The sequence below is a fragment of the Ligilactobacillus apodemi DSM 16634 = JCM 16172 genome, assembly GCF_001434405.1.
Lineage (GTDB): Bacteria > Bacillota > Bacilli > Lactobacillales > Lactobacillaceae > Ligilactobacillus > Ligilactobacillus apodemi.
The window spans coordinates 31,517-44,672 of record NZ_AZFT01000009.1; the positions used below are offsets into that span (position 1 = coordinate 31,517).

At 39.9% G+C, this 13,156-nt stretch carries 14 protein-coding genes; 7 read left to right on the forward strand and 7 right to left on the reverse strand.

All coding sequences use genetic code 11. From position 1 onward, the window contains the following. Nucleotides 1-2: 2 nt before the first annotated feature. The 3 genes from FC32_RS01710 to FC32_RS01720 all read right to left on the reverse strand — a co-directional run bounded on the left by FC32_RS01710 (nt 3) and on the right by FC32_RS01720 (nt 2,394). The gene (locus tag FC32_RS01710; RefSeq protein ID WP_025087606.1) at nt 3-1,148 is read right to left on the reverse strand and encodes an ArgE/DapE family deacylase; all 1,146 of its coding nucleotides are present in this window, start codon (nt 1,146-1,148) and stop codon (nt 3-5) included. 57 nt (nt 1,149-1,205) lie between these two features. Further along, nucleotides 1,206-1,628: a nucleoside-diphosphate kinase gene (gene ndk / locus FC32_RS01715; protein ID WP_035460059.1), complete on the reverse strand. Its 423-nt coding sequence runs from the start codon at nt 1,626-1,628 to the stop codon at nt 1,206-1,208. A 124-nt stretch (nt 1,629-1,752) separates the two neighbouring features. Next, nucleotides 1,753-2,394, reverse strand: a complete 642-nt coding sequence (locus FC32_RS01720; protein WP_025087605.1) for a YfbR-like 5'-deoxynucleotidase — start codon at nt 2,392-2,394, stop codon at nt 1,753-1,755. Nucleotides 2,395-2,658: 264 nt separating this feature from the next. Here FC32_RS01720 and FC32_RS01725 point away from each other — a divergent pair, with 264 nt between their 5' ends. The 4 genes from FC32_RS01725 to FC32_RS01740 all read left to right on the forward strand — a co-directional run bounded on the left by FC32_RS01725 (nt 2,659) and on the right by FC32_RS01740 (nt 7,522). Then, on the forward strand, nt 2,659-3,504 hold the full coding sequence (locus FC32_RS01725; RefSeq protein WP_025087604.1) for a PRD domain-containing protein: 846 nt from the start codon (nt 2,659-2,661) through the stop codon (nt 3,502-3,504). A 130-nt stretch (nt 3,505-3,634) separates the two neighbouring features. Further along, on the forward strand, nt 3,635-5,602 hold the full coding sequence (locus FC32_RS01730) for a beta-glucoside-specific PTS transporter subunit IIABC (protein WP_025087603.1): 1,968 nt from the start codon (nt 3,635-3,637) through the stop codon (nt 5,600-5,602). 22 nt (nt 5,603-5,624) lie between these two features. Then, entirely contained in the window at nt 5,625-7,085 is a 1,461-nt protein-coding gene (locus FC32_RS01735; RefSeq protein WP_056957222.1) for a glycoside hydrolase family 1 protein, read from the forward strand. A 62-nt stretch (nt 7,086-7,147) separates the two neighbouring features. Then, a complete protein-coding gene (locus FC32_RS01740; protein ID WP_025087602.1) occupies nt 7,148-7,522 on the forward strand; it encodes a VOC family protein in 375 nt (124 codons plus the stop codon). A gap of 103 nt (nt 7,523-7,625) precedes the next feature. Here the strand turns inward: FC32_RS01740 and FC32_RS01745 are convergent, their stop codons facing one another. Beyond that, complete coding sequence (locus tag FC32_RS01745; protein ID WP_025087601.1) at nt 7,626-8,843, reverse strand: serine hydrolase; 1,218 nt, start codon at nt 8,841-8,843, stop codon at nt 7,626-7,628. A 225-nt stretch (nt 8,844-9,068) separates the two neighbouring features. Between FC32_RS01745 and FC32_RS01750 the strand changes: the two genes are divergently transcribed. Next, entirely contained in the window at nt 9,069-10,175 is a 1,107-nt protein-coding gene (locus FC32_RS01750; RefSeq protein ID WP_056957223.1) for a vitamin B12 independent methionine synthase, read from the forward strand. Nucleotides 10,176-10,214: 39 nt separating this feature from the next. Here FC32_RS01750 and FC32_RS01755 read toward each other — a convergent pair whose 3' ends face one another. Next, complete coding sequence (locus tag FC32_RS01755; protein WP_025087600.1) at nt 10,215-10,700, reverse strand: DUF2798 domain-containing protein; 486 nt, start codon at nt 10,698-10,700, stop codon at nt 10,215-10,217. 327 nt (nt 10,701-11,027) lie between these two features. Here FC32_RS01755 and FC32_RS01760 point away from each other — a divergent pair, with 327 nt between their 5' ends. Further along, entirely contained in the window at nt 11,028-11,276 is a 249-nt protein-coding gene (locus tag FC32_RS01760; protein WP_025087599.1) for a hypothetical protein, read from the forward strand. Between the two features lie 137 nt (nt 11,277-11,413). On the opposite strand, the gene FC32_RS01765 is transcribed toward FC32_RS01760, so the two are convergent. Continuing rightward, complete coding sequence (locus tag FC32_RS01765; RefSeq protein ID WP_025087598.1) at nt 11,414-11,935, reverse strand: GNAT family N-acetyltransferase; 522 nt, start codon at nt 11,933-11,935, stop codon at nt 11,414-11,416. A gap of 11 nt (nt 11,936-11,946) precedes the next feature. Then, entirely contained in the window at nt 11,947-12,399 is a 453-nt protein-coding gene (locus FC32_RS01770; protein ID WP_025087597.1) for a MarR family winged helix-turn-helix transcriptional regulator, read from the reverse strand. Nucleotides 12,400-12,633: 234 nt separating this feature from the next. On the opposite strand from FC32_RS01770, the gene FC32_RS01775 reads away from it, so the two are divergent. Then, complete coding sequence (locus FC32_RS01775; protein WP_025087596.1) at nt 12,634-13,146, forward strand: hypothetical protein; 513 nt, start codon at nt 12,634-12,636, stop codon at nt 13,144-13,146. The last annotated feature ends 10 nt before the right edge of the window (nt 13,147-13,156 follow it).

A 13,156-nucleotide genomic window follows, 5' to 3' on the forward strand; every position in this document is an offset into this window, starting at 1 on the left:
CGCTAATTTTTAGCTAAATATGTCGTGAACAATTGGGGATATAATTCACAAAAAGTTAAGTACTGTGACTTATCCACATATTCGTTTGCTTGATGGACACTTTTATTGCCCGGTCCAAAAATGATCAACGGAAAATCAGTTGGTTTACCTTGCGTTAGATTTGAGGCATCGGTGACTGGAGCTAACCCGATCACTTTGATCTCTTGGTGGAAATACTGTTTGCCTAGGTCACAAGCTAACTTAAGCAAGGTTGAATCCGAGGCTAATTTTACTGGGTGTTGGTCAAGATAAATAGCTAAATCTAACTGGGCACCAGTATGATTTAACTTAGTTTTCCACAGGTGCAAAATTTCACGCACTTTTTGGTTATCCACAAGTGGAGTCGTGCGCACATTGATTTTTGCTTCCGCAAAGGCCGGTAAAGAATTGACTTGCTTGCCAGCTTTGATCACCGTGGCGTTAAATGAGGCTAGCCCCAACAGCTCATCTGCTTGATTTATTTTTTCAAAGGCTTGTTTAGTTTGGTACAAAAAATCGATCAGTGGTTCTAGTGCATTATAACCTTCTTCTGGCATCGAACTATGTGCACTTTTCCCACGTGAAGTGACTTTAATATCCATTGAGCCCTTATGTGCATAAGCCAATTCTAAATTAGTTGGCTCCGCGATCAATAACGCATCGACATCAGTTAGATAGCCTTGTTCTAATAACACCCGTGAACCTTCTTGACCAACTTCTTCTGCTACAGTTAGTAATAGTTTGAGACTACCATGTTTTGGTTCATTAGCTTGTTTTAATGCGATCAATGCACTGACTAAAGCTGCCACTCCGGCTTTCATGTCACTTGCACCTCGACCATACAAGCGGTCTTTTTTAGCCGTCAACGTAAATGGATCACTGTACCATTCGGCTGGCTCGGCTAACACGATATCTAAATGTCCTGAAACAGCTAAACATGGGTGGCCGTGTCCGATTTTTGCCACTAAACAGGAACGTCCCTTCGCAACTGGAACTAGTTGAGCTTTGATCCAATAGTCAGCCAAATATCGTTGTAAAAACTGCGCGACTTTTTCTTCGTCACCGTTTACTGATTTTATTGCGACTAACTGCGCTAAAAGTTCAATTTTTTGTGTCTCACTTAATGCCATTTATGTACCTTCTTTCCATGCAAAAAGACCGGTCAGCCCGATCTTTTTAGTTCTTATTTATAATTCTGGGAACCAGATCTCAATTTCACGATCTGCTTCACTTGGACTATCTGAAGTATGGATCACATTTCGTAAATTTCCATCGGGCCATTCACGGCCAAAGTCACCTCTGACCGTACCCCAATCAGCTTCACCAGGATTAGTTGCTCCCGCCATTTTGTGAATGATCGGAACTACGTTGGTGCCCGCAACAATGATCCCCGCAATTGGTCCTTCTTGCATATATGAAACTAATTCTGGAAAAAATGGTGCATTGACCTTATCTTGATAATGCTTGGCTAATTGTTCTTTAGTCGCATTGATCATCTTTAAAGCCTCGATCTTGTAACCTTTGTGTTCGATCCGTGCGATGATATCCCCAATATGTTGGGCCTTGACACCATCTGGTTTGACTAAAACTAATGTACGTTGTTCTGACATTTTATCTTCCCCCTGTCCACTGATAGAATACCACCATTTTTCGTGTAATAATACTTAAAAAACTCGCACTAAGTAAAATACCGCCCCACCCGACCAACGTACTGGCCGAGCAAGGCGGTAATTACTATTGTTGAATGATCTGAGTCGTTAAAATCGCTAATTGGTTTTGGGCAGCGTTTGTCCCAGCATTATCCTTTAAAAGTTCTGGTAAGATCAATTTTAAGAAATATTGCACACTTGCCATATCGTTGAAATCCATGATCGCTTCTAAGCTGGACCGATAAATGTCCATATAGACTGGTTCTGGATTTCCCTTTTGGATCTCACCAAATGATTCATACATCAAGTCGATCTTATCAGCCACTGACAAGATCTTGCCTTCTAGGGTTTCGTCTTTTCCTTCCGCAAACCGGCGTTCGTAAGCTTGCCGAAATTCGGCGGGGATCTCAGTTTGAATGAAATTTTCTGTTAATGATTCATCGACCTTGGCGAGCATCGTGCGGAGCTCTTTAGTCGCATATTTGACTGGAGTTTTGATATCCCCAATAAAACGCTCGGTATAGTCGTGATTCAAGGCTTTTTCATAAAGTGAACGCCAATTGACCTCATTACCTGCTTGTTCTTCAATGTCACCCAACATTTGTGCTGCTTGAGTGACCTTAAATGAATGGGCTGCCACATTGTGTTCTTCAAACTTGAAATAGCCTGGCGCACGGTTGATCATCTCTAAATCGCTTAAACTCTTTAAATATTCATGCATTCCCATGAAAAACACCTCTCCGTCATCATTTCATACTAGAATACACCGCTAGACACCTTTTTGCAACTATCATAAATATTGAACATAAATTTATGTTTATTATTTTTGATATCATTTAATGTTGACACCGCTTACCGAAAACGTTATCATAGACTATGAATTAAGCGTGTTACTGATTTTATCAGGCATTAGCTGTTGTAGATAAGTCTAGGTGGAGTTTACCCCTTTTTCTTATTACAACAGCTTTTTGTTTGTAGGAGGGATCGGGGTGTGATATTTCTCAAAAGTTTCAATAATAGTGTGGCCTTGGTCGAAAACGACCACGGTCAAGAAGAGATCGTGATCGGTAAAGGGATCGGCTTTGGCCTAAAAAAAGGTGATCTGATCGATCAAACAAAGATCGAACGACGCTTTATCACTGCCAATGAACCGACTGAGGTAATGCAAGTCAAAGAACTCGATGATCGAACTATCGAATTGACCACTAAAGTCGTTGCCTTAGTGGAACCTGCTTTAAACTTAAAATTTAACGATTTTCAGTTTTTAGCGTTGGCAGATCATATCGACTTTGCTTTAACTAGAAGTGAAGAAAGCATTGATATGAACGCTGCCAATACGCGCTGGGAGGTTCGCAATCTTTTTAGCGAAGAATATGCAATCGCTAAACAAGCGATTGCCTTGATCGAACACACGACTGGGCTAACGTTACCTAAAAGCGAATCGATCTTGTTGACTTATCATTTCGTTAACGCCGCTTCAAATGACGCTAAGCTCCAAGAAACAGTCCAGATCACACAGATCATGACTGAGATCATTAAGATCGTTGCTTATGAATATCAAATCGAACTGGATAAGCACTCATTTAATTATAGTCGCTTTGTTTCACATCTGCGTACGTTACTCGTTCGCTTGTTAAAAAAGCAACATCAAAGTACCGAAGAACTTGATCCAGCTTTACTCAAGTTGATGCAAGTCAAGTACGCTAAGGCTTACCAAACAGCCGAGCGGATCGCAGTTTTGTTACAAGCTAAAATGGATTGGCAACTAAATCCTGATGATCTTGTTTACTTGACGCTCCACATTTTCCGCGTCACGGCACGACAACAAAATAGCTAGCTTTTAGACACTTGACGGTGTGTTACTGATACGATCAGGCATTAACCCGAACTGTTTATGACGAAAGGCTTTTTAGCCTGTAGTTATAGATAGTTTGGGTTTTTTGTTACTAAAAAAGGAGGAATTTTTTATGGCATACGAAGAATTATCAAACTTTATCATCGAAAATGTTGGTGGTAAAGATAACGTTAAAAGTGTAGTCCACTGTGCTACCCGCTTACGTTTCAAACTAAAAGACGAACAAAAGGCTAATGACGAACGCCTAAAACAAAACGATGGTGTGATCACGGTTGTTAAATCTGGGGGACAATATCAAGTCGTGATCGGAAACCACGTCCCTGATGTTTACAACACCTTAGTCAAAATTGGTGGCTTTGGTAGTAGCGCTCCAGTCGAAGATGATTTTGTCGATGAACAAAACATGAGTCTCTTAGACCGCTTCATTGATTTGATCTCTGGTATCTTCCAACCGATTTTAGGCCCATTATGTGCCGCCGGGATGATCAAAGGATTCACGGCAATGTTAGCTGCTTTTGGCTGGATCCAAACAACTTCTGGGACTTACCAAGTTTTATATGCAATCGGCGATGGGTTCTTTTATTTCTTACCGATAATTTTAGCGATCACCTCAGCTAAAAAATTCAAAGTTGAGATCTTTACCGCTGTTGCGATCGGGGCTGCGATGACTTATCCAACGATCATCGCCATGAGTAGTGATTCTAAAGTCCTTTACACACTCTTTAAAGGTACTTTTATCGAATCAAATATTCACTCAACTTTCTTTGGGATCCCGATCATTGCGATCAACTACTCATCGACAGTTATCCCGATCATCGCTGCGATCTGGTTTGCTTCTGAAATTGAAAAATGGAGTAAACAAGTCATCCCAACGGTCGTAAAAACTTTCCTTGTTCCTTTCACCACACTTTTGATAACTATTCCAGTCACCTTCTTAGTGATCGGACCGCTTTCTTCATGGATCGGTGATCTTTTAGCAGCCGGAACTCAAGGTATCTATTCCTTAAGTCCGATCTTAGCTGGCTTAGTCATGGGGGCATTTTGGCAAGTCTTTGTTATGTTTGGGGTCCACTGGGGCTTTGTCGCAGTGGCTTTGGCAAACATTGGTGCTCAAGGCTTTGACACGCTCTTAAGTTTAACGTTAGCTGCTTCCTTTGCTCAAACAGGGGTCGTGTTAGCGATCTTCTTCCAAGCCAAGAATCCTAAACTAAAGAGTTTAGCCTTTCCTGCCTTTATCTCCGGTATTTTTGGGGTCACTGAACCAGCGATCTACGGAATCACCTTACCTCGGAAGCGTCCGTTTGTTTTAAGCTGTATCGCTGCTTCACTCGGTGGTGGCTTGATCGGATTCTTTGGCACAAAACTTTTCATGGCAGCTGGACTCGGGATCTTCTCTATTCCTGGAGCGATCGCACCTAAAAACGGCATGAACATGACTGTTTATGGTTTAATGATTGCAATGCTTGTTTCCTTTATCTTAGGATTTGTCCTACAAATGATTTTAGGTAAAAAGAGCGTGCTAGAATCAGAAGCTCACGTAACTGCCCAAAATGTTACTACAACTGCCGATGAAGCACGCCAAGTTGCTACACAAAAAGCACTCTCACAACAAGAACAAGGTTATGCTAAACCAACTAAATTGCTCAGCCCATTGACTGGGACGACCCACGAACTTGCTACGATCGAAGATGCAGTCTTTTCATCTGGCGCAATGGGTCAAGGGATCGCGATCGAACCAACAGAAGGTGTCGTCAGTGCTCCAGCCGATGCCACAATTGCATTAGTCTTTCCAACGGGACACGCGATCGGATTAAATACTACTGATGGGACAGAAATTTTGATCCATATCGGGATGGATACCGTGCAACTTAATGGTAAAGGCTTTGAAACATTAGTTAAGCAAGGTCAAAAAGTTAAGGCTGGCGAACCACTAGTTAAATTTGACATTGAGACAATCAAAAAAGCCGGCTATAGTGTCATCACACCGATCGTGGTAACTAACTCCAAAAATTACCATGCCGTGACTGTCCTTAAATCAGGGAATGTTATTACTAGTGACACACTCTTAGAACTAGACTAAAAATTACAAGGAGGATTTAATTATGTACAAAACAGATTTTCCACATTCATTTCCCAAAGATTTCCTATGGGGTGGCGCAACAGCTGCCAATCAGATCGAAGGTGCCTTTGACGTTGACGGCAAAAAATTGACCACTGCTGAAGTCGTCAAAAAAGCCACCGACAGAAAAACATTTACGATGAGTGATGTTACCAAAGAAAGTATCAAAGAAGCTATCGCTGACCCAGGGGTTGATAATTATCCTAAACGTCGCGGAATCGATTTTTACCATCACTACGAAGAAGATATCAAGCTCTTTAGTGAAATGGGCTTTAAAGCCTTTCGTCTCTCACTTGCTTGGGCACGGATCTTTCCAACTGGCTTAGAAGAAAAGCCAAACGAAAAAGGGCTAGCCTTTTACGATAAAGTTTTTGCGACCTGTAAAAAATATAACATTGAACCTGTTGTGACCCTTTCACACTACGAAATGCCCCTCGAATTGACACTAAAACACAATGGCTGGGCAGATCGTAAAGTGATCGAACATTTTACGCGCTATACTAAGGTCGTATTTGAACGTTACCGTGGGATCGTCAAATACTGGATGACATTTAATGAGATCAACGCGGCTTCGGCTGGCTTTATCGGTACAGGAGCGATCGATGCTCATTTAACCTCAAAAGAACAATTGCAATTGCGCTATCAAGCCGTTCACCATCAATTTATTGCTAGCGCGATCGCAGTCAAGCAATTACATGAGATCGACCCTAACGCTACGATTGGGTGCATGTTGGCGCGGATGCAAACTTATCCCGCAACGGCTAAACCGGCCGATGTTAGAGCGGCGCAAGTAAACGACCAATTAAATCTCTTCTTTACTGATGTTCAAGTTCGCGGTGAATACCCTGAATTTATGAACCGTTACTTCAAAGAAAACGGCGTTACCTTAGAATTTGCTCCCGGGGATGTTGAATTGTTAAAAGAAGGAGTAGTCGATTATCTAAGCTTTAGTTACTACATGACAACGGTCAGTGCCGCTGATGACAAGATCAATCAAACGCTTGGTAACTTTGCGATCGGGGGACCTAACCCTTATCTTGAATCAAGTGATTGGGGCTGGCAAATCGATCCAGTTGGGCTGCGAATCGCATTAAATGAACTCTGGGATCGTTACCGCGTGCCACTATTCATCGTCGAAAATGGTCTGGGTGCCGTGGATGAGATCGCTGAAGATGGCAAGATCCACGATGACTACCGCATTGATTATTTGCGCAAACACATCGAGCAAATGAAACTTGCAATCGGTGATGGGGTTGATCTCATGGGTTACACGACTTGGGGGCCGATCGATCTGATCAGTGCTTCAACGTCAGAAATGTCGAAGCGTTACGGATTTATCTACGTTGACCAAGATGATGACGGAAACGGAACCTTAAACCGGATGCCAAAAGATTCATTTTACTGGTATAAAAAAGTGATCGCATCTAATGGCGAAGAACTCTAAGCACAATTTTTCTTTCACAGCCTGACGCTTGTTATAATCAAGGAAAAAAGGAGAAGAAGTCTATGATCGAATCGATTGGTCAAGTCATGCTCTACGTCAATGATGTTTCGCAAGCCGTCACTTTTTGGCAAGAACAAGTCGGTTTCAAACGAGTTGTTGCTTTACCCCAGCAAAATGGCGCTTATTTGATCTCACCTAAACTTGACAGCGAAGTTAGTTTTGTTTTACATGATAAACAAAAAGTTGCCCAACTCGATCCAACCGCTGTACTTGCGACACCGGCGATTCTTTTTTCCACTAAGGATTTAGCAAAGACTTGGCAAAAGCTTAAAGACAATGGCGTTAAAGTCAGTCCGATCACACAAATGGGTCCCCTAAAAGTCTTTAATTTTTGTGACTTAGAAGAAAATTATTTCGCCGTTCAAGAAATTCAATGAAATTTAGATCTCTCTAAGATGGTTGTCTATCTTAGGGAGATCTTTTATTTTGCGCAAAAATAAACAGCCCAATTTCGGCTAAAATTGAACTGTTCTTGCTTATTTATTTTAAAATCTCGTTATATAATGCCAAACCTAAGCTATTCATCGCAGCTTGTTCTTCGGAAATTTCACCGTTTTGTGTCATGACAACTGCCACAAACGCGCCCTTAGAATTTTTAATGATCGCTGCGTCATTTAAGACCCCATAATTTTGCATGATCCCAGTTTTATTGTAGATCGTTGCTTCACTTGGAATATTTTTGACCAAATAATCATGGTCTTGGTTCTTTTCTAAAATCGCTAAGATCTCTTGGCTATCACTTTTACTGATAAATTTATGATTATAGATCTTCTTCAACAATTCACCCACATCAGCTGCCGAAGTGATGTTATCTTTTCCCGCCTTAAGTGAAGCGGTATCCATCAACATCCGTTGTAACTTCGTATCTTTAGCCCCCATCTTTTGGATCTGTGAGTTGACTTTGTCTAACCCACCAAGAGCTTCGATCATAATGTTAGCCGCAGTGTTGTCACTTTCATCGATCATGTAGGTCAATAATTCCCGGTAAGTAAAGGTTTGACCAGCATCCATATTTTGGATGACCCCCGTTCCGCCCACTTTATCGGAATCTTTGAGCGTATAAGTATCACTTAGATCGATCGTCCCGATTTTTTGTTGGGCATAGGCAGCTGCCAAAATAAATAACTTGATCACTGACGCTGCACTTTGCGTTTGATTATTTAATAAGTAACTTTTATCTTCATTGACTGGTGAAACGTAGACCGTCTTATCACCACTGACATTTGCCATCTTGCTGTCAACGAGCTTTTTTATTTTAGCTTCATCAAAACTACTTGTTTTTGTGCTAGCTGAAGTCTTGCTTGAACTACTTTTAGCCTGACTACTTGCCTTTGAACTACTTGAACTGGAACTTGCTACGGTTGAATCATCGGATGAACTTTGCCCTGAATGTTGAAAAATATAAAAGCCCCCGATGGCTAAAACTACGATCCCTGCAAGGATCCCTAAAATAATTCCTAAAGTATTGCTTTTTTTGGCTGCTGGCGCATATGGTCCGTTATTTTGCGTGGCTTTACCAACACTACGTTGCATCGGTTGCCCACAACTTTCACAATAAACATTGTTAGCATCATTTTGCGCCCCACAAATTGGACATTTTCGTTGTGGCGTTGTTTCAGGCTGTTTTAACTCTTGGCCACATCCTTGGCAAAATTTTGACCCTGCCGGATTATTCGTCTGACAATTTGGACATTTCAAAAAATCCACTCCCCTATCTTTTTTCTGCATAAATCAGCCTTAACTCTAACAAATTTTAGTCGCATTTAATAGTTACTTTATCCACGTAGTTTTCCCCCTAAATTGCATCAAAAAATATTTAATCTATATTAATTGCTTTTGTTTGCATGATCGCGCGTGCTAGCGTTATGCTATAGATTATAGTGAGGCTTTATATCAACCTTGCAATTTTAAGGGGGCTTTATTATGAGTGAAAAATTCAGTTCACATTATGATGTTGTCGGTAGTTTTTTGCGACCAAATAAATTAAAACATGCTAAGGAAGATTTAGCAAATGGCAAGATCGACCAAGCAAATTACGAAGAGATCTTGAAAAAAGAGATCAAACGTGTCGTTGAAAAACAAGCTAAAATCGGCTTAAAAGACGCAACAGACGGCGAATTTGGCCGCAGTTGGTGGCACTTAGACTTCATGGCAGGCTTTAATGGCGTTAGAAGCTATGATTACGAACAAAGTTACAAGTTCCACGGCGAAAAAACGCGGACTGACAACGTCGAATTGGGCGGCCGTATCGAATATAACCCTGACCACCCCTTCTTTGCACAATTTGAATATCTAAAGGGTATCGTACCTGAAAAGATCGTCGCTAAACAAACGATCCCTTCCCCAACGTTATTCTTCCGCGATGATCGGAGTAAAAACTATTCCCGTTATTATGCTAACTGGGAAGAATTTTTAGAAGGTCTCGCTGTCGCTTATCGTAAAACGATCCAACATTTTTACGATCTAGGCTGTCGTTACTTACAATTAGACGATACTACTTGGGCATACTTGATCAGTAAGTTAAATGAGACAACTGGTGAAGAACGTGACAAGTATTTGACCTTAGCTAAAGATAGCGTCTTTGTCATCAACAAGATGCTAGAAAAATTACCAGCTGATATGACGATTGCAACACATATCTGCCGTGGTAATTTCAAATCTACTTATCTCTTTAGTGGTAGCTATGATGTGATCGCACCATATTTGAGTTTGCTAAATTATGATGAACTCTTCTTAGAATATGATGATGAACGCTCCGGTAGTTTTGATGCTTTAAAAGACATCTGGAACGATCGCAGTAACGTCAAGATCATTTTAGGTTTAGTTACTTCTAAAGTACCTACATTAGAAGATCCAGCTAAATTAAAAGAACAAGTTAAGGCTGCAACTAAGTTTGTCCCACTTGAAAATCTCGGCTTATCCACACAATGTGGCTTTGCTTCAACTGAAGAAGGTAACAAGCTGACCGAAGATGAACAATGGGCTAAAGTTAAATTAGTTGTTGATACTGCAAAAGAAATTTGGAAATAATCTCCACTAAAAAAGACCGCTGATTGGCGGTCTTTTTGTTTATTCAAAGGTTTCTTTCGTCAAATGATAGCGATATAGGAAATAACGTGCGATCGGTTGGGCAATAATTGCTTCAACAATAAAGGCGATTCCAAAATTACGGGGCCATTTAGCTAAAAATTCGCCGATCGGAATATAATTGATCGCACCTTGTCCGATCCAGCCCCCGATCGCAGTCATGAAAAATGACATTAAAAAGACGTTGCACATGATATTGATCGTAATTTGTGAACGAAAACTATCTTTAGGGTGCACGATCAGATCCTTTAATTTACCGGCAGGCTTTTGCGTTAAAATAACTAAGATCACAACAGCGAGCCAGATAAATGGTAGCACGCGCAAAGTATTGTGCCATACTTTAAGGCTAAAACCTAATTCAAACATACTAATAACCGGCGCGATCAAATTAACTGAAATCAACGAAACGATCAACAAAAAGACCGCAAACTCACGTCGGTTACGCGGTAAACGCATATAAAAATCCATTCTAAACATCCTCTCTTAAAAAAATAAAGGACCAGCAAAACTGAAATGTTTTGCTGATCCTTTATACGCGAAAACTTCAAAAATTATTTTAGCAGATTTTTTTAACGTGCGCTAATGTTTTTTCAACTCTTTTTGAACTTGTATAATTAACCTAGGAAATATTTATGAGCAAGTTGGTACGTAAAATGACAACTGAGCTTTTCAAGCTGCTTAGTCCGCAATACTACTGTTACTTCAAATTAAAAGATCCCACGCTTTGACATCCCCTTGTTTTCCGTAAAAGAAGTATACTAGTAATAAATATCAACTAAACTGAGGTGCTTTTATTTGTTAAGTAAAAATCGGATCTATGTCTTATGTTTTAATTTATTTTGGCTGATCGCTCTTATGGTCAAATATTTAAGCGCGACAACTGATAGTCCCTTGATCACTTTGATTTTATCTGTACTTGGCCTAGTTTGTTTGGTCTGGCAGATCGTTATTTGGAAAAAATTACTTCAAGATAAGACTCGCTTTGATCTTGTTCTCTATTTGAGCGCATGGATCTTATGTATTATTTTTGTTATTTTATTATAAGCATCGGATCTACTGACTAAACTATTGTTTCCCCCCATTCGTTTTGCTCTTTGGTACGTTATTTTTAAAGGCGCGCACATAGCGTTATGGTTTGATCATAAGAAAAAACGTGACCTTTGATAGATCACGTTTTTTCTTTAGTTGTTTAGTTCTTTGACCATGATATAGTCGGTTTGTTTTTCTTCTCCCATGAAAAATGAATGTGCTCCGCTTTGCTTAAAGCCCATTTTTTCATAAAAAGCTAAGGCTGGATAATTTTTCTCCCAGACTCCTAACCAGATTTTCGTACAACTTTTTTCAGCAGCTAAGGCCAAAGCTTTTTCAAACAGCATCTTTCCTAGACCTTGACGCTTGAATTCTTTTTTGAGATAGATCCGTTCGATCTCTAACGCATTTTGACCTAGATCTTCGGTTTGAGCATCTTTGACATTTACTTTCAAATAGCCCGCAAGCTTATCAGCGGCATAGATAAAATAAAATGAAGAATTTGGATCTTTTAATTCATGCGTCAACTTAGCTAGATCATAAGCTTGTTGTAAATAATCATTTAGAGCTTTAGGATCATTTTGATCAGCAAACGTCTCACTAAACGTTTCGATACTTAAAGCTTGTAATACTTTGACATCAGTGCTCGTTATTTTTTGTAATCTCTTTTGCATACTCTTTTTCCTCAATATTTTCTTTTTCCACCCTGTTTGACAAATTTCCAATCTTGGGCAACATTTTGGCAAACTTTTGTTAATAATTGTTCTAACTGTACTTTTTCGCTAGCAGTAAGCCCAGTTAATGCCATTTTTTCTGAATGATCATTTTCCCGCTTGATAATTGCATAGAGTTCTTTTCCCTGTGCAGTGACAAACAAATGCTTATTTTTTTGATTTTTATCACTGTTTTGTCGCATTATCAAACCAGCGGTCATTAATTTTTTTAGTGCTCGTGAAGCTGTCGTCTTATCGACTTTCAATAAATTAGCCAACTCTTCTTGAATGATCCCTGGATTTTCATAGATCCTGACTAAATATAGATACTGACCTTTAGAGAGCGCTAAATCTTTAAACTCAACATTACTGATCGAATCAAGTGCTCGTGCGATCATCCCGATTTCACGCAAAACCTCTGTCATATGCTCACACCCTTTTCTCTAGGATACAAAAATATAGTTGTAAATGCAACTATATTCAGATAAAATATATAATCTATTAATTTATACATTACGTAACAATAACTTTTAAATTATAGTATTGTTACAAACATCTCTTCCTCCCTATTTTCAAATATAATCTAGGTGCAAGCCCCATATTGTTATCACCCGGGGACATTATGGCGCTTGCAAAAAAACATTATTGGGGGGATATAGATGACTAAACTAGTCAAAACTCTGTTAACTGTCGTAGCTACTAGTTTTTTTGTGTTCTTAACTAGCTCTTATGCTCAGGCTGTTAGTGTCGATGTACCAAATTATCTACCACAAGGTGAAGTTCAATTAGATGACCACGATAAGGTCGTCTCAGCTTCAGCGGAAGTATTGAAGGGAACACCTGCTACACCCGATCAAAAGTGGACACTCTTTGACCTTATTTCTAATGTCAGCTTAGCAGCTGTCAATTTACCTAATGGTCGCTGGGTCTACTATTCTAACCACCATAATTACTTCAATGGGTATAAGTGGGGACATTCTAACTATCTAAATCGTGTTTATGATCATTATTCCACAGCCCAAGTGGGAAATGACACTAAAAACGCTTTTGCTGTCAAGGGATCTTGGTCCCGTGCAACAGCTAAAGGATACGGAACTTCCGTGCTTACTACAGCATCCGTAACTAAGGAAAAAGAGTGGAGCGTGTGTTCCCCACTCTTTTTTCTAAAATAAATAAAAGGGG

Coding starts and splice junctions, on each gene's coding strand:
- FC32_RS01710 (WP_025087606.1), bottom strand. CDS start 1,148: ATGGCATTAAGTGAGACACAAAAAATTGAACTTTTAGCGCAGTTAGTC.
- ndk (WP_035460059.1), bottom strand. CDS start 1,628: ATGTCAGAACAACGTACATTAGTTTTAGTCAAACCAGATGGTGTCAAG.
- FC32_RS01720 (WP_025087605.1), bottom strand. CDS start 2,394: ATGGGAATGCATGAATATTTAAAGAGTTTAAGCGATTTAGAGATGATC.
- FC32_RS01730 (WP_025087603.1), top strand. CDS start 3,635: ATGGCATACGAAGAATTATCAAACTTTATCATCGAAAATGTTGGTGGT.
- FC32_RS01735 (WP_056957222.1), top strand. CDS start 5,625: ATGTACAAAACAGATTTTCCACATTCATTTCCCAAAGATTTCCTATGG.
- FC32_RS01740 (WP_025087602.1), top strand. CDS start 7,148: ATGATCGAATCGATTGGTCAAGTCATGCTCTACGTCAATGATGTTTCG.
- FC32_RS01750 (WP_056957223.1), top strand. CDS start 9,069: ATGAGTGAAAAATTCAGTTCACATTATGATGTTGTCGGTAGTTTTTTG.
- FC32_RS01755 (WP_025087600.1), bottom strand. CDS start 10,700: ATGGATTTTTATATGCGTTTACCGCGTAACCGACGTGAGTTTGCGGTC.
- FC32_RS01765 (WP_025087598.1), bottom strand. CDS start 11,935: ATGCAAAAGAGATTACAAAAAATAACGAGCACTGATGTCAAAGTATTA.
- FC32_RS01770 (WP_025087597.1), bottom strand. CDS start 12,399: ATGACAGAGGTTTTGCGTGAAATCGGGATGATCGCACGAGCACTTGAT.
- FC32_RS01775 (WP_025087596.1), top strand. CDS start 12,634: ATGACTAAACTAGTCAAAACTCTGTTAACTGTCGTAGCTACTAGTTTT.